General features: G+C 64.1%; 25 protein-coding genes and 1 pseudogene. 14 read left to right on the top strand and 12 right to left on the bottom strand.

Going from position 1 to position 24,697, the window contains the following annotated elements; all coding sequences use genetic code 11:
- Nucleotides 1-27: 27 nt before the first annotated feature.
- From ACIQCY_RS15850 to parA, 3 genes are all read right to left on the bottom strand, one after another.
- Nucleotides 28-366 (bottom strand): hypothetical protein, encoded by a 339-nt coding sequence (locus ACIQCY_RS15850; protein ID WP_400484856.1) that lies wholly within the window; start codon nt 364-366, stop codon nt 28-30.
- Between the two features lie 426 nt (nt 367-792).
- On the bottom strand, nt 793-1,008 hold the full coding sequence (locus ACIQCY_RS15845) for a hypothetical protein (RefSeq protein WP_196823112.1): 216 nt from the start codon (nt 1,006-1,008) through the stop codon (nt 793-795).
- A 4-nt stretch (nt 1,009-1,012) separates the two neighbouring features.
- Nucleotides 1,013-1,657 (bottom strand): ParA family partition ATPase, encoded by a 645-nt coding sequence (parA, locus tag ACIQCY_RS15840; protein ID WP_400484855.1) that lies wholly within the window; start codon nt 1,655-1,657, stop codon nt 1,013-1,015.
- 288 nt (nt 1,658-1,945) lie between these two features.
- On the opposite strand from parA, the gene ACIQCY_RS15835 reads away from it, so the two are divergent.
- Nucleotides 1,946-2,248 carry a hypothetical protein gene (locus ACIQCY_RS15835; protein ID WP_400484854.1) on the top strand — a complete coding sequence of 101 codons (303 nt, stop codon included), beginning with the start codon at nt 1,946-1,948 and terminating at the stop codon, nt 2,246-2,248.
- Between the two features lie 1,060 nt (nt 2,249-3,308).
- Here the strand turns inward: ACIQCY_RS15835 and ACIQCY_RS15830 are convergent.
- The 5 genes from ACIQCY_RS15830 to ACIQCY_RS15810 all read right to left on the bottom strand — a co-directional run bounded on the left by ACIQCY_RS15830 (nt 3,309) and on the right by ACIQCY_RS15810 (nt 7,541).
- Complete coding sequence (locus ACIQCY_RS15830) at nt 3,309-4,988, bottom strand: hypothetical protein (RefSeq protein WP_400484853.1); 1,680 nt, start codon at nt 4,986-4,988, stop codon at nt 3,309-3,311.
- Nucleotides 4,989-5,329: 341 nt separating this feature from the next.
- On the bottom strand, nt 5,330-5,557 hold the full coding sequence (locus ACIQCY_RS15825) for a hypothetical protein (protein WP_158504783.1): 228 nt from the start codon (nt 5,555-5,557) through the stop codon (nt 5,330-5,332).
- A gap of 163 nt (nt 5,558-5,720) precedes the next feature.
- Nucleotides 5,721-6,029, bottom strand: a complete 309-nt coding sequence (locus ACIQCY_RS15820) for a hypothetical protein (protein ID WP_400484852.1) — start codon at nt 6,027-6,029, stop codon at nt 5,721-5,723.
- Nucleotides 6,030-6,039: 10 nt separating this feature from the next.
- Entirely contained in the window at nt 6,040-6,810 is a 771-nt protein-coding gene (locus ACIQCY_RS15815; RefSeq protein ID WP_400484851.1) for a hypothetical protein, read from the bottom strand.
- The gene (locus ACIQCY_RS15810; protein WP_400484850.1) at nt 6,807-7,541 is read right to left on the bottom strand and encodes a hypothetical protein; all 735 of its coding nucleotides are present in this window, start codon (nt 7,539-7,541) and stop codon (nt 6,807-6,809) included. The genes ACIQCY_RS15815 and ACIQCY_RS15810 overlap by 4 nt, the downstream gene beginning before the upstream one ends.
- A gap of 182 nt (nt 7,542-7,723) precedes the next feature.
- On the opposite strand from ACIQCY_RS15810, the gene ACIQCY_RS15805 reads away from it, so the two are divergent.
- From ACIQCY_RS15805 to ACIQCY_RS15795, 3 genes are read left to right on the top strand one after another with little or no spacing between them, the layout of a single operon-like run.
- Nucleotides 7,724-8,836, top strand: coding sequence for a transglycosylase SLT domain-containing protein (locus tag ACIQCY_RS15805; protein WP_400484849.1), 1,113 nt, complete (start codon nt 7,724-7,726; stop codon nt 8,834-8,836).
- Nucleotides 8,833-9,474: a hypothetical protein gene (locus tag ACIQCY_RS15800; RefSeq protein WP_400484848.1), complete on the top strand. Its 642-nt coding sequence runs from the start codon at nt 8,833-8,835 to the stop codon at nt 9,472-9,474. Before ACIQCY_RS15805 ends, ACIQCY_RS15800 begins: the two co-directional genes overlap by 4 nt.
- The gene (locus tag ACIQCY_RS15795; protein ID WP_400484847.1) at nt 9,471-11,144 is read left to right on the top strand and encodes a hypothetical protein; all 1,674 of its coding nucleotides are present in this window, start codon (nt 9,471-9,473) and stop codon (nt 11,142-11,144) included. Before ACIQCY_RS15800 ends, ACIQCY_RS15795 begins: the two co-directional genes overlap by 4 nt.
- A 213-nt stretch (nt 11,145-11,357) precedes the next feature.
- Here ACIQCY_RS15795 and ACIQCY_RS15790 read toward each other — a convergent pair whose 3' ends face one another.
- Nucleotides 11,358-11,513 carry a hypothetical protein gene (locus ACIQCY_RS15790; RefSeq protein WP_400484846.1) on the bottom strand — a complete coding sequence of 52 codons (156 nt, stop codon included), beginning with the start codon at nt 11,511-11,513 and terminating at the stop codon, nt 11,358-11,360.
- Between the two features lie 8 nt (nt 11,514-11,521).
- On the opposite strand from ACIQCY_RS15790, the gene ACIQCY_RS15785 reads away from it, so the two are divergent.
- From ACIQCY_RS15785 to ACIQCY_RS15745, 9 genes are all read left to right on the top strand, one after another.
- Nucleotides 11,522-12,655, top strand: coding sequence for an AAA family ATPase (locus ACIQCY_RS15785; protein ID WP_400484845.1), 1,134 nt, complete (start codon nt 11,522-11,524; stop codon nt 12,653-12,655).
- A complete protein-coding gene (locus ACIQCY_RS15780) occupies nt 12,652-13,260 on the top strand; it encodes a DUF6668 family protein (RefSeq protein WP_400484844.1) in 609 nt (202 codons plus the stop codon). The genes ACIQCY_RS15785 and ACIQCY_RS15780 overlap by 4 nt, the downstream gene beginning before the upstream one ends.
- Nucleotides 13,261-13,275: 15 nt before the next feature.
- The gene (locus ACIQCY_RS15775; RefSeq protein ID WP_400484843.1) at nt 13,276-13,587 is read left to right on the top strand and encodes a hypothetical protein; all 312 of its coding nucleotides are present in this window, start codon (nt 13,276-13,278) and stop codon (nt 13,585-13,587) included.
- 46 nt (nt 13,588-13,633) lie between these two features.
- On the top strand, nt 13,634-14,458 hold the full coding sequence (locus ACIQCY_RS15770; protein WP_400484842.1) for a hypothetical protein: 825 nt from the start codon (nt 13,634-13,636) through the stop codon (nt 14,456-14,458).
- 92 nt (nt 14,459-14,550) lie between these two features.
- On the top strand, nt 14,551-16,197 hold the full coding sequence (locus tag ACIQCY_RS15765) for a hypothetical protein (RefSeq protein WP_400484841.1): 1,647 nt from the start codon (nt 14,551-14,553) through the stop codon (nt 16,195-16,197).
- Entirely contained in the window at nt 16,194-17,726 is a 1,533-nt protein-coding gene (locus ACIQCY_RS15760; protein ID WP_400484840.1) for an SCO6880 family protein, read from the top strand. Before ACIQCY_RS15765 ends, ACIQCY_RS15760 begins: the two co-directional genes overlap by 4 nt.
- A complete protein-coding gene (locus ACIQCY_RS15755; protein WP_400484839.1) occupies nt 17,727-19,268 on the top strand; it encodes a hypothetical protein in 1,542 nt (513 codons plus the stop codon). It begins immediately after the preceding gene.
- A 317-nt stretch (nt 19,269-19,585) separates the two neighbouring features.
- Nucleotides 19,586-20,944, top strand: coding sequence for a type IV secretory system conjugative DNA transfer family protein (locus ACIQCY_RS15750; RefSeq protein ID WP_400484838.1), 1,359 nt, complete (start codon nt 19,586-19,588; stop codon nt 20,942-20,944).
- Entirely contained in the window at nt 20,941-21,315 is a 375-nt protein-coding gene (locus ACIQCY_RS15745; protein WP_158504799.1) for a DUF4913 domain-containing protein, read from the top strand. Before ACIQCY_RS15750 ends, ACIQCY_RS15745 begins: the two co-directional genes overlap by 4 nt.
- 898 nt (nt 21,316-22,213) lie before the next feature.
- Here the strand turns inward: ACIQCY_RS15745 and ACIQCY_RS15740 are convergent.
- Nucleotides 22,214-22,660 (bottom strand): annotated as a pseudogene (locus ACIQCY_RS15740) (class F sortase); the annotation flags it as partial.
- 61 nt (nt 22,661-22,721) lie between these two features.
- On the opposite strand from ACIQCY_RS15740, the gene ACIQCY_RS15735 reads away from it, so the two are divergent.
- Nucleotides 22,722-22,925 carry a hypothetical protein gene (locus ACIQCY_RS15735; protein WP_400484858.1) on the top strand — a complete coding sequence of 68 codons (204 nt, stop codon included), beginning with the start codon at nt 22,722-22,724 and terminating at the stop codon, nt 22,923-22,925.
- 33 nt (nt 22,926-22,958) lie between these two features.
- On the opposite strand, the gene ACIQCY_RS15730 is transcribed toward ACIQCY_RS15735, so the two are convergent.
- Together ACIQCY_RS15730 and ACIQCY_RS15725 are read right to left on the bottom strand one after the other, a co-directional pair.
- Nucleotides 22,959-23,741 carry a CHRD domain-containing protein gene (locus tag ACIQCY_RS15730; RefSeq protein ID WP_400484837.1) on the bottom strand — a complete coding sequence of 261 codons (783 nt, stop codon included), beginning with the start codon at nt 23,739-23,741 and terminating at the stop codon, nt 22,959-22,961.
- A gap of 135 nt (nt 23,742-23,876) precedes the next feature.
- A complete protein-coding gene (locus tag ACIQCY_RS15725; protein WP_400484836.1) occupies nt 23,877-24,407 on the bottom strand; it encodes a sigma-70 family RNA polymerase sigma factor in 531 nt (176 codons plus the stop codon).
- Nucleotides 24,408-24,697 lie beyond the last annotated feature (290 nt).

Below are 24,697 nucleotides of genomic sequence, written 5' to 3'. Positions count from 1 at the left end.
AGACACTCCAGGACCATTCAGGACTTCCTAGTGGTCTCCGTAGGGCCAGTCGAATCTGGCCCTTACCTCTTCGAGCGGCAAGCGCAGCGTGCGGCCTATGTCGTGCCAGCTCACGCCCTCGTTGCGGGCAAGCCGCACCGCGGCCGATAGCTCGCGTTCAGCCCGGTACGCCTGCTGCTGCCGGTCCCTAAGGAGGGCTTTCCAGTCCTCGATGAGCCAGCCGCGGCCGATTAAGTCGTCGTCGCTGGATTGCTCAAAGCAGTCCCCCAGCAGGCGGTAAGAGGTGAATGCTCGAAGGGCTTCGTCGGGCGTGAGGTCGTCGAACTGATTGGTGTCGTCCGGGCCAGCGTAAGGCGGTTTCCTCATCGCGGCGTCTCCTCAGGAAGCTGATCGTTTGGAAAGCATTCATCCGGGGTACAACTCTGGTGAGGTCCCGGAGGTCTACCTGCGTTCCCCCATTCAGGTAGCACTCCGGGCCTTTTTGTACCTAGAAGGTGATGCTCCTGCTCGCAGGATAGACCCGCTGCTGATGTGCTTTGTACCCTCCTGCCCACCCGTGCACGGCACAAGCTCCCCACGCTCCGCTGCTTGTCCCACACACACTTGGACAGCAGGGACTCACGGACCACCTGAACACACCCACCACCTCACCGACACTGGCAGCTCACCTCGAGCAAGCGGTGGCCGTGCACAGCCTCCTCGTGTGTGGGTCCAGTTCCATGAGTAAGGGCCGATCCCAGCGGAACCGACCCTTACTCATTTGCCCATTTGCTCAAATACTCACTTACTCACTTACTCATCGGGGAGTGAGTCGATGTAGGCGGTAAGGAAGTCCTTGATGGACATGCCGCGCTTGGCCGCTTGGATACGGAGCTTCTGATGCTTGGATGCGGCAAGCTCGAAGTTCACGCGGCGGGTGGGCTCCACGTCCTCGAGAGACTGCATGAGCTTGTCTTTGCTCTTAGCCGCACTGGGGCGGCCCGGGCCGAGGTTTCCGAGGCTACTCATTTACTCAGTTACTCATTTCTTCATTGGTGAACTGCTCGACTTCGGCAATCAGCTCGAGGACTTCCTTGGCTGCTTCGGACTTCGGGAACAGTTCGAGGACTGTGCTGCCGGTGGCCGCGGTTCCTGGGTAGTCGACTCGCTGGTGGATGCGGCTGGTGAGCACGGGAAGCTCATAGCCCTCGAGGACTTTGGCAATGTCCTTGCCGATGTTGGTGCCGGCGATCGCACGTGAGACGACGAATGCAGCGCGGAGTCTTCCGTCAGTGATTTCGATGCGTCGCTTTACCAGGTCGACAAGGTCGGAGGTGGCCCAGATGTCGTAGGGGGAGGGTTGCACGGGGATGAGAACGACGTCGGCTGCCTTGACCGCTGATACGGCGAGGTCGGCGGCCTGTGGGGCTCCGTCGATGATGACGTAGTCAACCTTCGCCAGAGCCTTTATGTCCTTGTCGATGGTGGGGCGGTCAATGCCGATGACGGTGAGGGGGTGGTCCTCGCGGACAGCAGCCCAGTCCCGGGCGCTGCCCTGTGGGTCGGAGTCGACCAGGAGCGTGGACTTACCGGAGAGCTGCAAGCCTCTGGCGATGTGGGTAGCGAGGGTTGTCTTCCCTGCGCCACCTTTCTGGTTCAGTACGGCGATGACTTTCAACGGCTACCTTCCTGTTCTTGTCTACTCAGATACTCATTTACTCAAATACTCTCATGAGTAAATGAGTAGTACAACTGCCCAGCCCGACGCGCCTAGGCTGGTCCGATGATCGTTACGGGTGTGGTCCGAGGGGACGAGTTGGACCAGGTCAGCGCCGAGGGCGCGACGTACGAAGAAGCAAAGAGTCTGATGCTCTCGCGTGTGCCCGAGGGCCAGCGACTCATTGCGATCCACACCGATCGAGACTCGTAAGTCCCGACTGTCGGGGGAGCCCTATACGGTGTGCCGGTGAGTTCAGATCCTCGCCCTGGTTGGCATGGCATCCCGCCGAGCGCCGACCGGTATGTGCCTCCGCTGCAGCTCGACCCACCCGATAAACCGGCGACGGAGCCGGAGAAGGCGCCTGCGCTGTGGGTGGAGCTGGAATACCCGGAGGGCCGGAAGCAAACAGTGAAAGGCTTCGCCATGGCATGGACCCCGGATGCGGTGTACGCGCAGTGGGTGGAGTTCTCGCGGGCCCGCGAGGCGTGGGTGCGGCCGGATCAGTGCAGACGCCGGGAGATCCCGGTCAAGACTCGTATCGGTACCTAAGCGCCAGGAGCCTGTGCACGTCCACTGCTCGCTCGAGGTGAGTTATCCCGTGTCGGTGACGCATGTGGTTGTGGGCAGGCGGGCCGCTGGTTCCTGCTGTGCAGCAGGTGTGCGGGAAAAGCAGCGGAGCGTGGGGGAGCTTTTGCCGTGCATCATGTGTGCAGGAGGCGGGCGCGTAGGGGATCGCGTTGTCTACAGTTTGTGGTTGGGTCGGCGCCGATGGAACGGGAGGCTCTCACCCCGGCAACGCTCTCGTTGTTGATGACGTTGGAGTCGGAAAATCCTTCACACGCCGCTCTGTGTCAGCGATGTTGGCGGAAACGTAGGACAACGCAACCGAAAAATCTGTTCGCTTGCTGGTTTCCTGACACTTCGCGTCAACGATTCTGACAAGCACCGTTGTCTACGGAATCGCGTGACGCGGTGCTACAGTTTTGAGTGTCTTCGTTTACAGTGGGCAACACTGTCGAACACTGCGGGACATGCTCCGTGTTCAACACGAACGCTGTCCTGGGGTGTGGGAGCCCAGAAGGTGGTACTTCTGAGCCCCCACGAAGGTGGATGGTTACATAGGCCATTCGACAAAGATCAGTGCGAGTTTCACAAGAGCCGTGGTCAGCAGTACGTAGTTAGTCGCTAGTCGTACGCGGATCGCGGCTCTGCTCTGTCTTTCGGTCGAACGTTTAGCATGCTTAGCCATCATCACCCCCTTCCCCTGTGGCACCGTCCAGGCCTAATGGCCGTTCGAGTACGACCCCGGGAAATTGGGGATGCCCCTAGTCTATGGCGCTTCCCCTACAACCGCGCCTGACGAACACTCTTTCCAGCTCATCTCGGCGTGTCGGATCCACTCCGGGCTGCTCTACTTCCCAGTGCTGACGCGGATTTTAGGGCGATCCTCGGCCCAAAAATTGTGAGCACTATTTGATGCTTTTGTAGAAGAACTCGTACAAGTGCTAGCTCAGCTTTGAGTAGAAGTGAAGAGCGGAGTGAGCTCGCGAAGAAGCTCTGAAGAGCTAGTGGTTGCGGCTTCAACCTGCTCGTTGGAGGAATGCGCTAACTAAGCGGCGTTCCAGAGCGAACGTTGGTACTCGTCCTCTTCCTCAAGAGGTGGTAGCCAGTGCTCATCTGTCTCTGCGTCGTACAGCTCGTGCTCGCTGAGGTGGGGGACTAGGTGGCGGTCGAGCCATGCGTGCCAGGCGGCGCGTTCTTTGCGGTAGCGGGTGAGCTGGGCTTCGCGGTCCTCGGTGGCTCCGAGCCGGTCTGCGAGGTGGGCGAGGTTGGTGGTGGCCACAAGTTCCCAGCGGCCGTGGTGCCGGCGGATCATTTGCAGGGCTTCCATGCCGGCCAGGTGGTCGGTCAAGGCGCGCCGAGAGATCCCGGTGGTGCGGGTGAGGTCGGCGGTGGTGGGGGAGTGGTGGCCGCGTTCGATGGCTTCGTAGGCGAGGGCTGAGACGTCTCCGAGGACCCGGAAGACGGGGCGGATGGCGTGGATCTTGCCTTTGCGCCAGGTGAGCACGCGGGCGAGCTGTTGGAAGTGTTCGGGGAGCTGCACGGCGTAGGTGTCGGCGTTGCGGCCGCGTGCACGGTCGATTCGGGTGAGGATGCCTGCTGATGCTTCTTCGAGGACGGGCAGGAGGCGTGCGATGGTGGCGTGGCTCTTGCCGAGGGCGAGAGCGAAGGTGCGGCATCCGACGTCGAGGATGTTCGTTTCCATGGTCCGCATGTAGGCCAGGACTGCACGGATGAGGAAGCGGAGGTGAATGCCTTCCCTGCCTCGTTCCATGAGCCTGTAGTCGAGCGTGGCGTAGAGGACATTCTCGAGGTCGTTCACGAGCTGATGGATGGAGTGCTGGCTTGGCTGCGGAGCGAGGTTGGGGCTACCCCCCGTGAGATTGGTAGGGCTTGTGTCGTATTTGTGCGCAGTCTTCTTCCCTGCTCGCTGGGCGGGGTCTTTCGCTGGTGTTGTGGCGGCGGTGAAGGCTTGGGCTTTGGCCCACTCGACGGGCAGGAGCCGGTCTACCTTTGTGCCGTAGAGGGCGGCGAGGCCGGCGAACTGGTTGGTCATTCCGGCGCGGACCTGGTCGAGGGTCCAGTGGCAGGCGGAGAAGTGGTTGAGGACCGCCATGCGGGCCTCTGAGTGGCTGGCGTAGCGGCTGCCGTCGTAGAGCCCTGTGCGGGCCACGGAGCGCAGCGGGCGCTCACTACCGGCCGTTGGTGCCGGTGATGTTGCGGAGCCCTTGGCGATCGCATGGACGGTGGCTGTCGCTGCCGTCGCGCGTTCCTGTGCGCGGCGTTGCTGCTCGATGCGGTACAGCTCCGGCGCCAGGGCTTTGCAAAGGCCAGCTACCGCGCTGGCGGGGTTACGACGGGTGAGGATGCCGTAAGCGTCCGTGAGCGGCGTGACGAGCCTCTGGTGGCCACCGGCCTTGTGTGCGGATCCTGGGACACGGATGCAGCCGTGAACGACGTTCTGGTGCGGGCTCGGGTCGAGACTGACAGCGCGACGGCCCAGAGCTTCGACCAGCTGCCGGGCCTCGACCGCGGTGAGGGGTTCCTGCAGGGGTACGTACAGGTGGCGGCCGCCACTGGGGGACTCGTCCTCGACGTAGGCGAGGCCGGCTGAGCGCAGGATCTCTCCGAGGCGTCGGGCGTCGTCGTCGACGACCGTCTTCCGAGCCTTCGAGGTGTCGAGGTCGAGGGCCAGTGTGCGGACAGAGCCGTCGACGTCGTGCAGCATTACGGCCGCCGGTCGCGCAGGCACCGTCTTGGTGATCTGCAGGGGAGTGGTGGGCTGCGGGTACTGGAACCGGCCGTCCTTCCACCGCCCAATGCGGTACGTCGGCTGGCCAGCGATGAGGGGTGCCAGGACCCATGCATCATCTGCAGAATCGCTACGGCGCGGCGCGGCACAAACAACTAGAGGAGCTTCTAGCACCTGGTGTAAACTCACTTTCGTACACAGGTACGCCGAGAGGCGTAGCGGTATTGAGCTCCTCACCTGGAATCTTGGCGGATACGGTGGTGGAGAGCTTGAATAACTTGATACGAAGGCCCGCCGGCTAGGCGGGCCTTCCTCGTTTAACTGGCCTTTTCGAGGGGCAGTGCCTCCTGGTTGGCGAAGTGTTCTGTGCGCAGCGCAGCGATGATGGCTTGCGCCTTCTCGGTGAGAAACGGTCCTGGCTTCATGCCCATCTCAGCGGTGATCTGCTGGAGGACCTGGAACTCCTCTGGGCTGAGCTGAACCGCGACGGTATGACGTGGGCCGTAGCCCTTGCTGGGTCGTCCAAGCTTCCGCTGAGCAGTCATGGGCTCACTCTGCCAAGGATTTTTATTTAAAGCCGCACCCGGAGACGGCGTGTCGCGCGACACTTTGGGGAGTGAACTCAAGGGCTGCATGGCTTCCTTAACGACCGAAGGACTGCAACCAATATGTCACAGTCCTTCGTCCGTTAGTAAATGACAGCAAGTGCTAGGGCTTCCAGGCCCACTCGATGAGCTTCCTCTTGGCGTTCTCTTCATGAACCGGGATAGACGTCGAAGCGAAGGCTTCGCCGAACAGGGTCCGTAGCGATCGGGCGGTTCGGAAGTATTGGCCGTGCCGGTCGATGCGGCGGGCGGGGACGCCGAGGTACTTGGCAGACTGCCGGCGACTCATGCCAGCGGCGACGCAGATTTTGACGGCCCGGAAGATGACCGCGTAGGCGACCTCATTCTCCGGGTTGGCCTTGGTCAGGATGCGTCCGACAGCGCGTTTGGCTGCTTCGGGTGTTTGATCCATGTACCTCTCCTCAGTCCACAGGTAGGTTGGCGTCAATCTTCCGGCCAGCAACTCCGTGCGTTCGCGTGTAGGCGAACATCCACAGACCGATCACCACGCAGACGGCCGATGCCTGTGAAATCACCTCAAACAGATAGAACGCCTGGGGCCAAGCCTCTAGTTCCCAAGGGAACGCGAGGGCGCGACCGATGGATAGTACAAAGCCGAACAGAATGAGCCTGGACCCTGCACGGGTGAGGCGTAATGGATTCACGTGGCTGTCGTGGAGGACTGGCCTGAACAGGATCCCCATCACGTAGGCGATGTACGCGAGAGCGATCCAATGCATGACGTGCACCGGAGGCTGGGTCAGATAGTCCACCAGCCGCGGGGAGGGGTTGGGCGCTTGGGAGGAGACTAGGGCGCCAAAAGCGCCAAGAGAAGCAGCCAGGAGTGCGAGGGAACCACGGATGCCGACAAGCCAGCGAAGCGCGAAGTCAGATTTATAGGAAGTCGCTAGATGTACTCCCAGCTGAGAGACGGCAGCCATAGCGAAAATTTGTGCGATCGCCGAGGTCCCATTTGACACAGGTATGTAGGAGTCAATGAATTCGTAAATAGGTTGGATCGTCATGACGTTGCCAACAGTGAGAAGGATTCCCATGAGCGCGAGACGACCGCTGGGACGTAGAAGCGACCTCGCCCCCTCCGGCGTATTTTTAGCGGTCAGGCGATGGAAGGTAGCACTACCAAGAACAATCAGCATGAAACTGATCGAAATAACGTGGGTGCTGTCGGTCATCCAATCGCCTCCGCAAGCTTCTCGGCATATTCGATTGCTTCCTTGCGTTGCTTGATTCGCCGACGCAAGAGGGTAATACGCTGCTGAACGAGCTCCATCAGCGGGTCATCCTCCATAGCACTCAATGCCGTTTCCCGGACATCATCAGCCCATCCCCCCTCCTTCATGGTCAGCAGCCCGACCACGACGAGCCCGGACACCATCGAGGTTCCGCTGATCCTCGAGGCTGTCACTGCCTGTAGTGGGGTGAGCTTGTTATCCGACAGCTGGGCATAGAGATAAGTGATGGCGATACCGGTTTGCTCCGCCACATCATGACGGATGTCACCCTGGTCGATGCTGTCAATCCATGCGCGATGAGAGCCGGTATGGGGAAAGCCCGTCAAAGCCGGGGGTGTGTATACATCTCTACTGAAACTCGAATTTGTCCGCACTTGAATCTCGGTCATGAGGTTCGCGATGTGAACCTGGCTCACTGCTTCCACCGACGAAGGTGGCCGCGGCCGCGTATCGAGGTCCATGTACCCGGAAAAGTGCGTTAGTGCGGTAACCGGGTCAATGTCATAGGCGCGTGCGACTCTGACGATCGTCGTCTCCGGCACGTTTCCTCGGCGTATCTGGTTTCCCACCGTAAGACGGTGCACCCCGATCATGCGACTCAGCTCGCTGCCGGACGTTGAGAGGCCGCTTCTTTCGAGCCACTGCGTGAACTCGGCGCCGGAGACGGCCATGGGATGCCCTTCGGTGGGACCAATCGGTGAAAACGGACAGGAAGATGCCCTTGTTGTCACTTTCTTGAGTTATTCTTAATTCTAAGAGAGTGACAGCAGGCTGCATCTGTAGTCTTCCAGATTTTACCGGCCACGGCCTAACCAGCCCTGCCGCCCGGATCACCGCCTGAGAGGAGGTCGCCATGGCAGACGAGGAGACCAAGGGCTCAGGAGCGATGGTGGCCGTCCTTGCTGTTGTGGGGCTGGTGCTCGCCGGCCTTCCGGTCGCCGGGGTTGGCGCGGTAGCCGTGCTGACGCAGACCGAGGAACGTACCGGTACGTGTTCGATCACGGACACCGGAACGCTGGCGTCGACGCCGACGATCCCGAATGGCTGGGGCCCTTTGGTGGAGGCCGCGGCGGAAACCGCTGGCCTGCCGGTCAGTGTCGTCGCGGCGCAGTTGAAGCAGGAGTCGGGCTGGAACGAAGGCGCTCGGAGCCCTGTGGGTGCTCAGGGCGTCGCTCAGTTCATGCCCGGCACCTGGGCGATGTACGGGGACGGTGGGGACCCGTTCTCGGCTGAGGACGCGATCCCTGCCTACGGCCGCTACATGGCTGCACTGAAAGAGCAGGTGCAATCGCTGGCCGGTGACGACGCGGACCTTCTGGTGAAGCTCACCCTTGCTGCCTACAACGCGGGCCCCGGTGCGGTGCAGAACGTGAAGGGCGTCCCGCCGTTCACGGAAACCGTGCAGTACATCGAGAAGATCCTGAACACCGGGCAGAACGAGTTCACGACCGACTGTGCGGCTCCGGCCGGGGGAGTGGCGTGGGACGGGGACCTCGGAGACGGCGAGTGGACGACCCCTCTGCCGGGCGGCGTGTTCACTTCCGGCTATGGGCACCGGGGCATCGCGGGCCTTCCTGCGTGGGCGCAGGAACACGTCGGCGTGGACATCTCGACCCCGGGCGCCGGCTACGGCGATGGTGGCCAGGTCATCGCCCCGACCAAGATCCAGGTCACAAGCTTCCTGCCCGTCGACGGCTGTGTCATCGCCAAGGTCATCGAAGAGGGAGAACCGGCGTTCAAGTTCGGCTTCTGCCACCTGAACCGCTACGACGTGCAAATGGGTGACGTTCTGGAACGCGGCGACATCGTCGGCATCGAGGGCAACAGGGCCGGTCTCGGGCGCGTGGCCACACACCTGCACTTCGAGATTTACAGTCCCGAATCGCCGGACGCGGCCTACCCCTACAACAACTTCAACCTCGACCCCGAGCCGATCCTGAAAGAGAAAGGAGCGTGGGTGAAATGACCCACCGCTCACGCGCACACCTGTACCGCACAGCAGCTCTCGCAGTCTCGATGGTCGCCCTGACTAGCTGCGGCGCTGACGCTCCGGCAGCTGAGGACAACGTCGCACCTATCTCCGCGCCGACGACCATCTCCGAAGGCTCCTTCACCTCCGCTGCGGCCGCGGAGGTTCTGGGCGGCGACACGTTCGCGTCCCCTGAGGACGCTGACCGTTCCGACGTCGAGTCGACCGCCCGGGTCGCTGCCCTGATCCTGCACTCCTGGGACACGACGGTGGACCGCACGGAGACGGCCGCCGCGGTCCGCGCGAAGCCGCTGATGAGCGACGCGTGGGCAGCGAACCAGATCGAACCCGAGCGGAACGCGAGCAACGGTGATTGGCTCGAACCAGCCGAGCACCGTGCCTACAGCGTTCCCCGGGCGGTTCCCGCAATCGGTGACGCAGCGCAGGACATCGCCCCGGACAAGGCAATCCGGGTCCTCGACGTGACCTGGCGATGGGTCGCACGGAACGAGACACCACTCGAGGGCACCGGCCAACGGCAGGTGACTCTCTACCTCGAGAAGGTGGACGGCCAGTGGGACGTCGTCGGGCACCAGACCCGGGACCTGACCGCAGCGATCGGGGGGCAGCGATGAGCCACGCCGTGCACCCATGGCCGGTGATCGTCCTGACCATCGGGGAGGGCGAAATCGTCGCTGACGCCAACGGTGACGTCCTCACCTACCCGGTGCTCGAGGACGCTTCCCCTGCCGACGTCGCGGCCGACGCCGCGTCGGAAGCATGCCGCCGCCTGGGCTTGAAAGCCTGCCGGGTGCAGGGCCACACCGAGGACGGCGAGGTGTACGAAATGATCGTCGACACCGAGTTCGGCACCCTCGAGGAGCGTTCCACCGATCCCGCGACGACGCTGACCAGCGGTAATGGAACCGTCCACGGACAGACCAGTGCCCGCAGGAGCGGGCGTCTTGGCCGCCGCCGGACCTCGAGCGGAGCGACCGCCGCCCGTGGTGGCGTGCGGCGTCCGCAGGCACGCCGTCGGAAGCTGATGATGTGGGGCAGCGCCGGGGTCTTCGTCGTGACCGTCGGGGTGTGCGGGGTCTACGTCCTCCAGGATCCCGAAGCGACACCTGCCGCCACCATCTATACGCCGCCCCCGGCGCAGCTCCCGGTTCCGGCTCCTGCCGGGTGGGACACCTACGCGACGTGGACCGCGCCGATGCAGTCCTCAACGGTCCGGGCGATCCAGGACCCTTCCGGTCACCCGGTGAGCGTGGACGGGTCAACCCTGACCGCTCATGATCCGGAGACGGGGGTGGAGCGGTGGACGCGTACCGCGCCGTTCACGATCAGCGAGGTGGCCCTGTTCACCCTCGACGGGCAGTCCCGTGTGGCGGCGTCGACCGCGCGTGAGCTGGTCATGTTCGGGGACGAACCTGATCCGATCCGCGTCGACGTTCCGCAGAACGGGACGATCGTTCTCGACGGAGGCACTGCGCCCCGGGTGGACCTTCCGAGCAAGCAGACCCTGATCGTCGCAGCCGACGGCAGCACCGTGTCCCGGGTGGTCCCCGCGGCCGCCGAACCGATCGAAGCCCTCGGCGCGGACCTGGTGACCGCGGATCTGCAGGCCGGCCGAATCTGGCGGGTCACCACGGACTCTGCCGCCCTGCCCTCCCCGGCAACACTGCCGTCCCCGGCAGAGGGTGCAGAACTGATCAACGTCCTCGGATCCATCGACGGTCGCGTGGTCGCCGCATGGAAGAACGAGGGTGGGGCAAGCGGCGGAGCAAGTGATGTGGTCAGCATCGGCTTCTACGACCTCGGGACAGCCCCGGATGCCACGGAGGTAACGCAGGCCGGACTCGTGACTCTCGAGGGCGGGGGCGTCTCAGCCTCCGGGCTGCAGCTGGACCGTGAGAACGCTCTGATGCTGGCCGGATCCGTCCTCATCGACGTCCCCGCCATGGAAGCTCACCGGCTACCCGGCGCGGGCAAGCTCTCGGCCGGGTACGCCTGGGTCAACACCGACGGTGAACAGTCGCGCATCAATCCCCACGGCGAGGTCGAGGACACCGCTGACTCCCTGCAGGCGTCCGTCCCGGACCTCATCACGGCGGACGGGAAGGCGATCACCCGTGCCACTGGATCACCCACCGGAGACTCACCGAACTCCCTGTACGCGCTGGCGGACACCGGCCCCCGTCCGACCGCCTCACCGACCTCGACCATGGCGCCGACCCCTGCGACGACAAATACCCCTGCTCCTGCCTCCACTTCCGCCGTTTCCCCGAAGGAGAACCCCTGATGAAAATGACCGCTGTGATCGACCAGACCGGAGCCCTTGACCTGGACGTGGAAGGACACAAGACCCACGCGGACTACTCCACGGTGATGGAAGCGCGGCGTTCAGTGATGACGACCGCGACCGGCCTTGCCGTAGACGCGACTACCAGCGTTGAACTGCACATCGAGGACCCGGCCGGGGCTCGGACGGTCCTCGTGCAGGCCGATGGAGCGGTCATTGAGCAGGCTGCCACCACAACCCCGGATGAGCAGCCAATCCTTGCGACCGTGGCAGTGTCGGCAGAACCGGCTGTTTCATCGGCGCCGGCTGAACCAACACCTCCACCAGCTCCTGCTCCTGCTCCTGCTCCTGCGGCACCTGTTCGGGCATCCCGGCGGGTGTCCACAGCAATTCCGGCACCCACCGAGCCGGTGACGGAATCCCCTGCACTGAAGACGGCGGTGGCGGTCCTTGAACCGGATACGGACACCCAGACGGACACGGCGCAGGTTCCTGCGGACGTCGTGGAGCAGGCACCAGTGACAGCAGCGGTGGCAGCACCGGCGGAGCAGGATGAGGTCACGACTGTAGAAGTCGTGCCGACGCGTCGATCCTCGATGCCGTCGTTCGTGGACCGGCCCGATGCGGCGTCTCCGGCGCAGCTCGGGATGCGTGGACTGCTGAATCACTTTGGTATGAAACTCGCTCCGTCCGCCGACGAGCTGGCGCAGCGGGAGGACGAGAAAGCCGTCTCTCAGCATTGGGAGGGTCCCCGGACGATCACGGTCCTGAATCCCAAGGGCGGCGCAGGCAAGACCCCGACGGTCATCTGCCTGTCGGCGGTGTTCGCCCGTATGGGTGGGTCCGGTGTTCTGGCATGGGACAACAACAACTCGCTGGGCTCGCTGGGGTGGCGGACCTACGATGCCGGCCACGAAGCAACGGTGGTCGACCTCCTCGGCCGGACGGACTACTTCATGACCTCCGGTGCCCGGGCGGGAGACCTTGCGTCCTACGTTCACCACCAGCCCTCCGACCAGTACGACGTGCTTCGCTCCGATGACCGTTCCGGTGCCAAGGCCCGTCATGAGGTCACCGGCGCCGAGGTTCACCGGCTGTACGCGGTGGCCGCGAAGTATTACCGGCTGATCGTCAAGGACTCCGGGAATACCGAGCGCGGCGACAACTGGGAAGCGATGATCAGCCACACCGATCAGGTCGTGATCCCGGTGAAGTCCGTCGATGACGCGGCCGAGGGTGCGTCGAGGATTCTCAGCGCACTACGGGCCGGGGACGAGCACGCTCAGTCCCTCGCGGACCGCGCCGTTGTGATCGTCCTGGGCTGCACTCCGGCGCATGGCAAGGCGAAGCTGGACGCGCTGGCTGAGTCCTTCCGGCCGTTCGTGAAGGCTGTCGCCACGGTGCCCTATGACCCGTCCCTGGTCGAGGGCAGGATCCGGTTCTCCTCGATGCTCCCGCGGACCCGGCGTGCCTGGCTCCGTGCTGCCGCTCTGATCGCGGAGGAGCTGTGAGCGTGACGACCAAGGGCAACCCGTTCATCACTGCACCGGAAGTAGCACCGGAAGAGGACCCGATCGACGATGACCCGATCCTGGGGCACCGTGAGTCGCTGCGCGGTCCGCAGAACATTCAGCAGACCCTGGCCGAGGAACCGGTCAAGGAAACCGAACCTGCGGCGTCAGTCACGGTGACCACGGCGACGCTGTGGCTGGTGGGCGCCTCCGGTGGGGTCGGGACCACCACGTTGGCAGGCATGTGCTCGGACAACGTCGTGGACGAGTCCGACCAGCACCCGACGTGGGCGGGACGTGCCTTGCTGGTGTGTTCGACCAGCGGGTCCTCGCTGGAGGCCGCGCAGCAGCTGGCCCGCAAATCGGCGTCCGGGCAGCTCGCCTACGAGCTGGTCGGCCTGGTCATCGTCCACGACCGGCCAAAGAACCGGCTGACGAAGCCGACCCTGGACTTCGCGCGCGGTGTCGCCCGCATGTTCCCGGTCGCCATGACCGTCCCGTATGAGGCGTCGTGGCGTGAAGTTGGCGCAACCCCACAAGCTTCCGGCACGCGTCTCAAGAGCGTGCTCCGGAAAATCGAAAAGATCGCCCACACCGGGCACTGAGAGAAGGAAACCATCATGTTCGGAAACGCACTGGCAGCACACACAATCACCACCATCAACGCCTTCACCCCGGCCCGTCAGGGGTCGGTCAGCGCCCAGCAGTTCACCCCGACCCAGCCTCCCGGCACCGAAGGTCTCACGACGGTCATGGGGTGGATCCTCTGGGGCGCCACCGCGTTGCTGTTCGTCTACTTCATCTTCGGGCTGGTACAGGCTGGTAAGGCACGCCGCAATGGGGAGTCGGTCGAGGCACCGCTCTGGCCGATGATCGGAGCACTTCTGATCGGTTCGTCAGGGGCGATCTGGGCCGCTGTCACGGCCGCCTGATCCCTACCTGACTGACACGCCCGCACAACGAGACAAAGGACAGACGATGAGCACACAGGACACGACCGACCGACCCACCGGCCGACCCGCTTGGTTCGGTGCTGCTGTCATGCTGCTGGTCCTCGTAGTGGTGGGTCTCGCAGCCTGGGGCATACGGACCTTCTTTCTCGATAACAACGCTGATGACTCCGCCGCACCGACGAGCACGACCAGCCCGGCTAGCCAGGCTCCCGGTGCGGCGGAGCCCACTCCTTCCACCACCCAAGGACCCGCCGTGGTGGAGGCTGATACCGCGTGGGACTGCCAGGCGGACCTCAGCGATGACGAGACCTCCGTCGGGGATACCGCTCCTGTCGTTGAGGAGTGGGTAGCCGCCGGCTACAACGTCGTCCCGTTCTCGGAGTTTGGAGGCTGCCAGAAGCAGCCTTCAACCCTTCGGGTCGGATACTCACACACCGAAGCCGGCGCACTGATGGCAGCGGCTACCTATGTGGTCGCGCTCGACCCCTCGGTCAGTGAGGAAGCAGCACCCGACCTCGAAGCGGCGGTGGCGGACGGACCGAATCGAGTCCTGCTGGGCGAAAGGGCGCAGCGCATCCGGGACGGAATCGAGCAAAGCGAAGACCCTACTGCCATCACGCGGCTGAATCTGATCGGCTATATCCAGAACAACTACGACGGTGACACGGCGTCTTATCTACTGGTCTATTCGGCGGCCGATTCGAATGGCGTCGACCAGACGCTTGTAGCTCAGGTCGACCTGGTCTGGGAAGACGGGGACTGGAAGCTCGACCCGGCGTCCGGCAATGACTTCAACACATGGGCCCGGTACCAAGGACAGCCCTACATCGAGTGGGGACCCAGATCGTGATTGGGGAAGTAGTAGGGGGCTTCCTGGAATCGGCTGCTGGGGACGCGATTGAGAAGCTCATCACTTTTCTCGCGGGGTGGGTGATCCAGATATTGACGGAGATTCTGAACTTCGTCGGTACGTGGTGGTTGAAGATCGGGGCGCCCGACATGGGGGAGGGCTCCGCGACTGCGCGGATCCAGACGTCGACGGTGCTCTTCGTCGGAGTCGCTGGCGTCCTTGGTACTGTCTTCGCGCTGATCAAGATCGCCCGCGATCAGGACCGCAACTCGGCGGAGAACCTGGTGATGGGAATGGTCCGCACCATTCTGACGACGGCGATCGCGGTCCCCATGGTGGCGCTGCTGTTCGCTGCAACTGACGAGCTCGCACCGTGGTTGGTCACAACCATCTCCGGGTCCGCGCAGGAAGACGGACTCGGGCAGGCCATGGGGCTGGAGGCTATCGCGGGCGGGACTATGACGATGCAGCTCGCCGGCATCGTCCTGTTCATCGTTCCTTTGGCCCTGTTGGGTGCAATCCTGAACGCGCTGATCGTCATCTTCTCCTACGGCATGGCGATTGCTCTGTGCGGTGTCCTGCCGGTCTTCGCCGCTGCCTCGCAGACCGAGCGCGGCCGCAAATCCTTCGATAAGGCCGTGGCGTGGCTCGCTGCCGTGGTGCTGTTCAAGCCTGCTGCGGCGGTTCTCTACGGGGCGGGACTCGCATTGCTCAAAGGTATTCAGGGCACGGCCGAGAACGAGCTGGGGAACACGATGATCAGCCTGATCACTGGCCTCGTCGTGATCCTCAGTGCCTCCGTCGCGATGCCTGCCCTGGCGAAAGTCCTCGTTCCGGCGATCAGCTCCGGACCGCAGGGCATGGGCGCGTCAGGGCTCGCGATGCTCGGTGGAGCACTGGCGGTCGGTGCGGTCACGGCTGGCGTCGGGGCTGCGGGCATGGCCGCGGCAGGGACCGCAGGAGGAGCTGGGACTGCCGGCACCGCAGCTGCGACCGAGGCGGCTGGAACCGTGAGCTCTACCGGCACGGCAGCGGCAACCGAGGTAGTTGGAACCTCAGGTACGGCCGGACCGGCGGGAGCCGCAAGTGCTGACGGAACGGGCGGCACACCTGCCCCGACCGGAGGTACTGGTTCTGCTGGAGGACCTGGCGGTGCTGGTCCCGGTGGCGGAGACGGAGTCAATGGTGGTGCTGGTTCTGGTGGTAACACCGGTGGATCCGGAAGTGCTGGCGGTTCCTCTGGTGGACCGACGGGTGCTGAGGAGCAAGCTCAGCGATCCGGCGCACCGGGGGCCACGGAGACTGGCGCGGACAGCAACAACAGTGGAGGAGCTGGCGGAGGTGCTGGTGCCGAGTCTGGCAGTGGCACGGGCGGACCGACAGGTGCGGAGCGGCAGACAGCCCGCTCAGGGGCACCTGCTCAGACGGAGGGCGGCCCGGGGCCCGCCTCAGGTGATGGAGGGCCCAACGGGCCAAGGGGCGGTCCAGCGGGTGCTGAACCGTCAGCTGGGTCAAATGCCCCTTCGGCGGAATCGACCTTCCCTGATGGTGACGCCGGTGGCGGACCACAGGGTGCGGGCAGCGAATCTCCGGCGGCGCAGGGATACCGAGACGGAGCCCCTGGCGGAGCCGAGAAGGCGGCAGACAAGTCAGGGCTCAACCAACAGCGCCTCGAGTTCGCAATGAGGGACGCGGCGAAGGACATGGAACGCGGGATGGAAAGCGGGAATGACGTATGAGCACTGATCAGCAGGTTGTCCGGCAGTACGGCAACATCGCCGAGGACAAGACAGCGGGGCTGATGGGATTCACCATGGCCTCGACCGCTGTCCTGGGTATCGGGGCGGTGGGCGTGTTCATCGCGATCATGATGTCCCAGATTTGGGTGGCTATCGTGCTCTCCGTTCTCGCGTTGGCCGTGGCCGCGGTGCTCGGGTCCAAGGACCGGTACGGCCGTTCCAAGCCGGAGCGGTGGATTGCCCGCAGCATGCATACCAAGGGCAAGAAAGCAGGAGCTACCACCTACAAGGCCGGGCCGGTTTCACAGATCCCGGACGGTTCATTCCGGGCGCCGGGCCTGCTTGCCGCGACGGAGCTGATCAACTTCCAGGACCTGTTCGGTCACGAAGGCGTGATGCTGTGGCACCCGCGCTTGAAGACCGGGACGGTGTTCTTCTCCACCAACTCCTCCGGTCTGGGGTTGCTCGATCAGGACCGGGTGAACCGCCTGGTCGGATCATGGGCGGCGTTCCAGCGTGATGCCGGATCGAACGCCCGGGTCGAACAGATCGCGGTGACCACCCAGTCGACCACCGATCCCGACGAACGCCTCCCGGACGCAGTGTCCGTAGCCCGTCAGCAGGCCGGTAACCACGAGGTTCCATCCTTCGCCCGGCAGGTCATGGACGACGTCGTGCAGAACCTCAACCACAATGTCCCCAAGCTCGAGCAGTGGGTGTCGCTGACGTTCAGCGGCAAGGCCAGTGACCAGGGCCGGGCGCCGGAGCGCACCGCCGACGAGCTGGTGTCCGACGTGAAGTCCCTGCTCCAGGGGTTCATTGAGGAACTGGAGTCCGCGGGTGCGGGCAGTGTGGCGCTGATGAAGGGCACGGACCTGACGGATCAGACCTATGTGGCGTACAACCCATTGGGCGCGGCAGCGGTGGAACGGGCCCGTCTGACCGGTACCGGTACAGGATTGACGTGGCATGAGGTCGGTCCGGCCTCAGCACGGACGGTCGGGTTCCCGGGCCGGTATGAGCATGCCGGCGTCGTGTCGAAGTCGTGGCAGATGTTCCGGCCGCCGGCCGGAACGTTCCGGGAGAACGCGCTGGTGGCGCTGTTGAGCCCGGATTCGAGCATGGTGCAGAAGCGGGTGACCGTGTTCTACCGGCCGCAGCCGCCGGAGAAGTCAGCGGTGCAGGTTCAGGAGGCGTTGACCAACGCGCAGTTTGCCACGAACCAGAAGGGCCGACGTCCGACCAGCTCGCAGATCATCGCCCTTGAGAAGGCGCGCAAAGCTGAGCGGGAGCAGGCCGAGGGTGCAGCCCTGGTGCGGTTCGCGATCGGGATTACCGCGACCGTCCACACCCCGGAGCAGCTGCCTCAGGTGGAGGCGTCCATCATGCGCAGCGCCTCGAGCGGGATCCAGATGCGGGTGCGTGGGTGTGACTACAACGACGATGCGGCGTTCGCGTTCAACCTCGGCCTGGGGCTCATCCCAGAAAACGTCGCCACCATTTCCGCCAGCGTGAGAAAGGCCCTCTAGATGTCTGTCTTCGATCAGCTGGTCGACAAGGTCAGCGACAAGTTCTTCGGCAAATCCGTGGCGGCGACGACGGCGGCCGCCGCGTCCTTCCCGCAGCTCACCGACAAGGGCATCAAAGTGTGCGACGGCGGGATGGTGACGTGGGTGGAACCGCCCCCGGAGTTCACGGCCACCTCGAACCAGACCGCGGGTCTGTGGCCGTTCTGCGTCGGTACGTCCTCGCCGCTGGTGGGGGCGATCCTCGGCCGGAATCTCCTGAACGGGTCCGTGGTGTGCGGGGATCCGATCAGTCTGTTCCTTCGCGGGATCATTTCCTCCCCGTCTGGGTTCATCCTCGGCCTGAACGGGCGCGGGAAGTCCTCGGTGGCTGTCCGCATGGCGTTGGCTCTGATTGATCAGGGGTTCCTGATCCTGGTGGCCGGGGACCTCAAACCTGACTTCGCCGGCGTCGTGAAGGAAACCAACGGCCAGATCATCCGGGTAGCCCCCGGTGTCGGGGCGATCAACCCACTGGACGCCGGGCCGCTCTGGAACAGGCTCGGAGGTCTGGAAGCTCCCGTGCAGCGGCAGATGCGCGCCGAGATTCACAGCCGCCGACTGATGACGCTCACCGGGCTCATCGAACTCGTGTTCAAGGAGCCCCTGGACGCGAAGAAGCAGGAGCAAACCGTCCTGTCCATGGCGATAGCTATGGCAGCAGAAAAGGCCGAAGCTGAGGGACGGCAGCCGCTGGTCGGCGACGTCGTCGACGTCATCAAAGCGGGCCCACCGCAGATCAAGGCGGCGCTGCTCATCGAGGACTCCACGGAGTACCTGCCTCAGGTGAAGAACCTCCTCGCGGGCCTGAACGCGCTCGGTGAGCACGGCCCGTTCGGGGATGTGTTCTGCCAGCCGACGACCGAAGAAATGCTCATGGACAAGTCGGTGGACTTCGACATCTCGATGATCGACGAGTCCCAGCTGATGCTGCGGGCTGCGGTACAGACGGTGTGCTGGTCCTACGGCCAGGCGGGTGTCTCGGCGGCGAAGACCATGGCCGACGCCGGGCTGATGGAGGAACGCCATCACCTGATGATCATGGACGAGTTGTGGCAGTCGCTGCGAGCCAGCGAGCTGCTGGTCCACCAGATCGACGCCCTGACCCGCCTGAACAGGACCAAGGGACTGGGTCAGCTGATGATCACGCACTCCATGAAGGACCTGCTGCTCTCCACGGACGAGCTGACGAAGATCGCCACCGGATTCGTGGAACGCTCCTCCGTGAAGATCCTCGGCGGGCTCGCGCAGAACGAGATGAGCCTCATCGAAACGGTGTTCCCGGTCTCCGAGCGGGAGAAAGCCCTGCTGGTCGGCTGGTCGGCCGAAGGGTCGATGAACCCGAACACCGGTCAGGTATCGCCTCCGCCCGGGCGGGGCCGGTTCATGCTGAAAACAGGGGACGAGCCCGGTGTGCCGTTCCGGGTGAACCTCACTGCCGGGGAGCACCGCGCCCACGACACGAACAAGGCATGGGCTGCTGCGCAAGAGAAGGTGAACCGTTGAACGATCAGGAGAACGGTTCGGCTGTCACAGTCATCGCGGTCATGGGCGCGATCGCTCTCGCGGTTGGCCTGATCCACCTCGGGGCAGTTCTGACCCCCGTGCCGGGATCCCTGCCGTGGAATCCGATCGCCCTGGGTATTGGCCTGATGCGGGGCACGCCGTGGCCGCCGGCGGCCTCGTGGTTGCTCGGGGCTGAAGCACTTTTGGTTATCGTGGCGCTGGGTTGGTGGGGGACCCGCACTCCCTCGAGGACCAGTAGCGCCGCGCGTCGGATGAGTCCGGGCGGAAAAATGCGTCCGGCCATGGAGGAAGCCCGATTGACCGAGGCTGCACGCCTCCACCCTGACGCTGAGGGGATCGGCCCGGGCCTGACCATCGGGTACACCGGGGACACCGGCACGAAGGCAGTCATCCAGGGCTGGCGCGAGTGCTCCGCGCACGTCTGGGGAACCGGTCGAGGTAAGACGACGACACAGGTTGTCCGTCATGCGACCGAAGCGCCCGGCCCGTATCTGATGACCAGCAACAAGGTTGACGGCGTCGCCGAAGTGATCGCCGCCCGGTCCGAGACCGGGACGGTGTGGTTGTTCGACCCGCAGCGGATCTGGCGGGACAGCCACCGGCCCGCGATGATCTTCAACCCACTCTCGGTCGTCACCGACACGATCAGCGCCGGCGAAGTCGCCTCAATCTTCGAGACCTCGTCCGCTCCCGGTGCCGGGTCGGGTCGGGGGGATGCGCAGTTCGATTCGCAGGGCCGCGACTTCCTGTCCTGGTGCCTGCTCGCGGCCGCGAAAAGTGACGGGACGATGAGGGACGTCCTGCATTGGGTGTCCGGTGCTGACTTCCTGGAACCGGCGGGTCTGCTCGAGCGCGCCGGTCATGCGGGCCCGGCTGCGGCGTTGAAGGGCATGGGTGACCAGCCGGAGGACACTCGCGGATCCGTGGCGGCCAGCGCGCAGCGCATGGCCTCGGCCCTCGTCCACGACGAGCTCGTGGCATGGTCGACGCCGACGCCTGGGGTTCCGATGTTCGACCCGGCCCGGTTCGTCACCGGTAAAGACACGTTGATCCTGCTCTCACAGGACGCCGCCGGTTCCGGGGCTGCGTTCGTGTCCACCCTCGTGTACGCGGTGTTCACGGCAGCGCAGCAGGCCGCCCGCCGCGCCGGTGGACGGCTGACTGTGCCGTTGGTTGCTGACCTGGATGAGGTCGGAAACGTCGTCAAACTCAAGCAGCTCCCCGAGTGGTACTCCTACTTCGGATCCATGGGCATCGTCGTCAGTGCGTACTTCCAGACCAAAGGCCAGGGCGTTGCCATGCTCGAGCGCACCGGCTGGGACACCCTCTGGTCCGCGGCCGCGATCAAGGTCTACGGCGGCGGGTCCGACGACGACGCGTTCCTCGGCTCGCTGTCCAAGGTCATCGGTCAGTACGACGCGAAGGTCCGCAGCTCCTCGACGTCGAAAAACGGGTCCTCCCGGTCAGTGCAGACGCAGCGGCGGGACATCATGTCCGTCTCCCAGCTCTCCGAGCTACCTATGAACCGGGCGTGGGTGAAGACCTCCAACGGGGGTGGAACCATCGTGCGCACTGTCCCTTGGTTCCGCGACAAGGTGATTACCGCCCGAATCGGTTCCACGGTCGAACGCATTAAGGCAGGGCAAACCTCGTGAGTGACGAGTTGAAAACCGGAGAAGACTCCGGCCGGGAAGCTGAGGCGGTTACTCCTGCTGATCTCGTCGAGTGGGTGGAACACATCGTCTCCAGACTGGAGTCTGTAGATCGCTCGAGTGGGCAGCACTGGTGCTCCCAGTGGTGGAACCACCCTGAAGCCGTCGACCGTCTCCGTGCCCTGCACGAGCGGTGGCTGGAAGCACAGGCAGACGGCGCGATGTCGAATTGGTGGGTTGGTCACTTCGACAGCCACGCAAGCATCCTGTTCGCGAAGCGCGGTCCTTTTGGTGAATGTGGGACTACCCATGTAGCCAAAACCACCCGCAGGATCTTGGCCGCGGAGCAACCTCCAAGCGGATGGTCTTGGTGAGTCGCCTCTAAAGGCCAGCGCTGCCAGCACGGCGTGTTCCCTTAGCCCTTCTGACGTGGTGACGCTGGTGTGCAGGCGGGGGAGTTCCTGGGCGTCCGGGCCCAGCGTGATGGCTTCCAGGAAGGGAAGGAAGCAGCCCTGACGGTCGGCGGCTTCTAGGGCTGTGGCCCCCATGTGTGCTTGGTCACTTGTGGGCAGGTGGCGTGCGACGAAGGTGACGCGTCGGGAGTAGTCCGCCCGGAGGTTGGAGAGAAACTCTTGGATGGAGATGGTGCCCGGCGCGTGCAGGTCGATGAATTGCACCAGGACAGCCCGTTCGTGGGAAGCACGCGACACCAATCGGTCACTGGCGACGATGGTTCCCCGCAAGGTATTAAGTTGTGTCGCTCGTTCGGTCGAGCTCGTATCAGATACAGACCGGGGGCCGGGGGCACTCTTCGCTGGTGTGGACGATGGCTTGGGGTTCCGGTCAGTCTCGTCTCGATCGTCCGACAGGTACCCCTTGAAGCCGACGAGGAAGGCAATGGAACCCAGCACCACGATGATGGTCAGGGGGATCATGGCTGCAAACCAGGGGTTCCTGAAGAAGGTGCCGATCCTGTCACGTCCGACGGTTTTGAACAGATGTACCTGTTCGCTGGCGTCGGATGGGTCGTCTGTCGGAACGTGCCGCCCGAGATGGTGCCACCGCGGCACATCAAATACATCGTACCGTGAACTATCGGGACTGTCCTGCCGGTCGTGGCAGTGCCCGAGCTATGGCCATATCACCGTGGCTGGCCGGGCACGACAAGCGGTCAGGGCGAGGGCGGTACGGGCAAGGTGCATGAGGCGGAACGAGCGGTGGGGGACGTGCGGTGCTTCATCGCACGACCGCCTCGTCCAGGGCTGCTTCTTGTCAGACGCGTTTGGCGTAGACGACGTAGTTGTCGTCGAATTCTCCGGTGTCAGGGTCGTAGCCGTCGCATGTGATCAGACGGAGTTCTGAGCCTTCGGTGTTTCCGTAGACCTTGAGGGTCGGGAAGTTGTCCTTGGGGTATTGCTCTCCGCGGTCGACGGCGAAGCGCGCCGTCGTACCGTCTTCTCTGGCGATCTCGATGATGTCACCGGGCTTGAGGGCACGCAGGTCCGCGAATACGCCAGGTCCTCCATCGGTGGCATTGACGTGTCCGAGCAGGACGGCCGGTCCGCGTTCCCCGGGGGTGGGGGATTGGTTGTACCAGCTGGCGGGTGCGCCGGGCCCGTCCGGCGGCACCTCGAGGGAGCCGTTGTCTCGCAGCCCCAACGCGAGGAGGTCAGATCCGGCACCGATAGCCGGGATCGAGAAGGAGGTGGGAGTGGACGCTGGTAGTACCGGCGGTTGCGCTGGGACCGGGGCGGCGGAGGTAGGTGCGACCTCTGCCGGCGTGGCCGTTGCAGAGGGTGCGGTGCTGGGTGCTGCAGACGGCGCGGGTCCAGCGGCGGAGGAGGTTGCCGTGGCTGTGGGCGGCGCGGCAGGAGATCCGTCGGAGGCGGTGCTGTTTCCGCATCCGGTCAGTATTAAAGCGGCGACCGCCGCAGAAACGAGAAAGCTTCTGCGGCGGTCGCTGGGTGAACTAATCATGGTGTGAATGCTGTCCGATCAGTTCGTTGTTCTTGGTGAATTACGCCTGGTCGGCTACGCGACGACGAACGACGTAGGTTCCGCCGGCTGCAACGGCGAGGACGAGGCCGCCACCGAGGGCGAGCATGCCCACGTTGCTGCCGGTCTCCTGTGCGACACCGGTGTCAGCGCCACCGGAAGGCATATCGCCCATCTGGGTTGCGGCGAGGTTTCCACACAGTGCCGGTGAGGTGGCGCCGAGGGGGAGCTTGGGGTCGAGGTCACTCGGGGAGTTGAAGACTTCCTCGGAGACGCCGGCCGTTGCGGGATCCAGGCCGTGGACGACGACGACGGCGGTGCCGGCGTCGAGGGCGTCCTGGGTGCCCTGGTTGATCTCGAAGCTGCGCTGGATGTTGTAGCTTCCACCCTGGCCACCGAGGGCAAGGTTCAGGCCCTCTTCGGGTCCGGTGGCGCCGCTGGTGGTCAGCGTAGTCTGGATTCCACCGTACTTGCCGGCACCTTCGGTGACGCTGACAATGCCGTCGCTGTTGGCGTCATCGGCGTCGGTCGGGCAGGTGCCCAGGGCGAGGCCGTGGATGTGCTGGACGTGGGGGTAGGGGCCATCCATGAAGGTCTCGGCAAGGCCGTTGACCTGCAGGTTCACGGTTGCGGTGGTGCCTTCGACGTCAACGGTGACGGTTCCGGTACCCGTGGTGCCGTTGAGCTGGCCGAGGGTGGAGGAGTAGGAGCCGGACGCGTGGGCGGCCATAGCTGGGGCCCCGGCCATGGCGACGACGCCAAGGGCGAGGGTCGGTACTGCGAGAAGCCGCATTTTCTTGTTCATGAGATGAATCCTTCACTGTGCGGTGAGCGCGTACCCATGCGGGCACGTCTGGCTGTGATTCGAGGCACTTAAGTCCTTGGATTGGTGTGATGGCTGATCATTTTTCTAATCCCTCCAAAAGCACAGGAGGAGTACCTATCGCGTAGGGGCTTTGCGAAGCCGAATGAGGGCGTCCCTGATCCGGCTTTTCACCGTGGGTAGGGGGATCCCGAGGTGGGCCGCAACCTGTTCGTAGGTGAATCCGTCATAGAACGCCAGGGTGACCGCACGGGCCTGGACGGGGGAAAGGTACTTCAACGATGCTCGAATCCACTGTTGCTCGACCATGTCGAGGGCTGTTTCCGATGTGTGGTCGTATTCCCTGGTGTACATGCGGGTGAGGTAATCAGCTTCGTGCCTTTTGGCCCGGTCTTCGGACCGGAAGCGGTCCGTCGCACGATGGACCGCGATCATCGTGACCCAGGTATCCGCGTTCCCCAGCGCCGCATCATAGGTGTGTGCCTTCTGCCAGACCTCGAGGAAGACGTCCTGAATGATCTCGAGACCGACCTGCTCATCGAGCACCATCCGGGTGCACAGGGTATACACCCTGGGCCCCATGGACGTCAGAAGGTCCGCGAAGGCGACCTCATCGCGTTCTGCAATCTTGATGAGCAGCTCGCCCATTCGTCGGCGAAACGAGGGCGAAGCCACATCACCGGCGTCGCTGGGATCACCGGCGTCACGGGCGTCACTGGCGTCACGGGCGCTCGAGCTGATGGCGTGCCTCCTGTCGCGGGTGTGCTTTTTCAGTATTCTTGATGGACCAATCGTGACCCGCCCGACTGACCGCCCGTTTCGCTGAGTATGGGCCCGTGCATGGCGAGCACTGTCTGCCTTTGACAGCTCAAATATCCGCGGACTAGTGGGAGATTACCGTCGACGCCGGGAGGCGCTGGGATTCACAGCCCTCACCT

It is taken from the genome of Arthrobacter sp. NPDC092385 (assembly GCF_044755105.1).
Taxonomy (GTDB): Bacteria; Actinomycetota; Actinomycetes; order Actinomycetales; family Micrococcaceae; genus Arthrobacter_D.
Note: the sequence above shows the minus strand (reverse complement) of the source record. Positions and strands in the feature narration are given on the sequence as shown.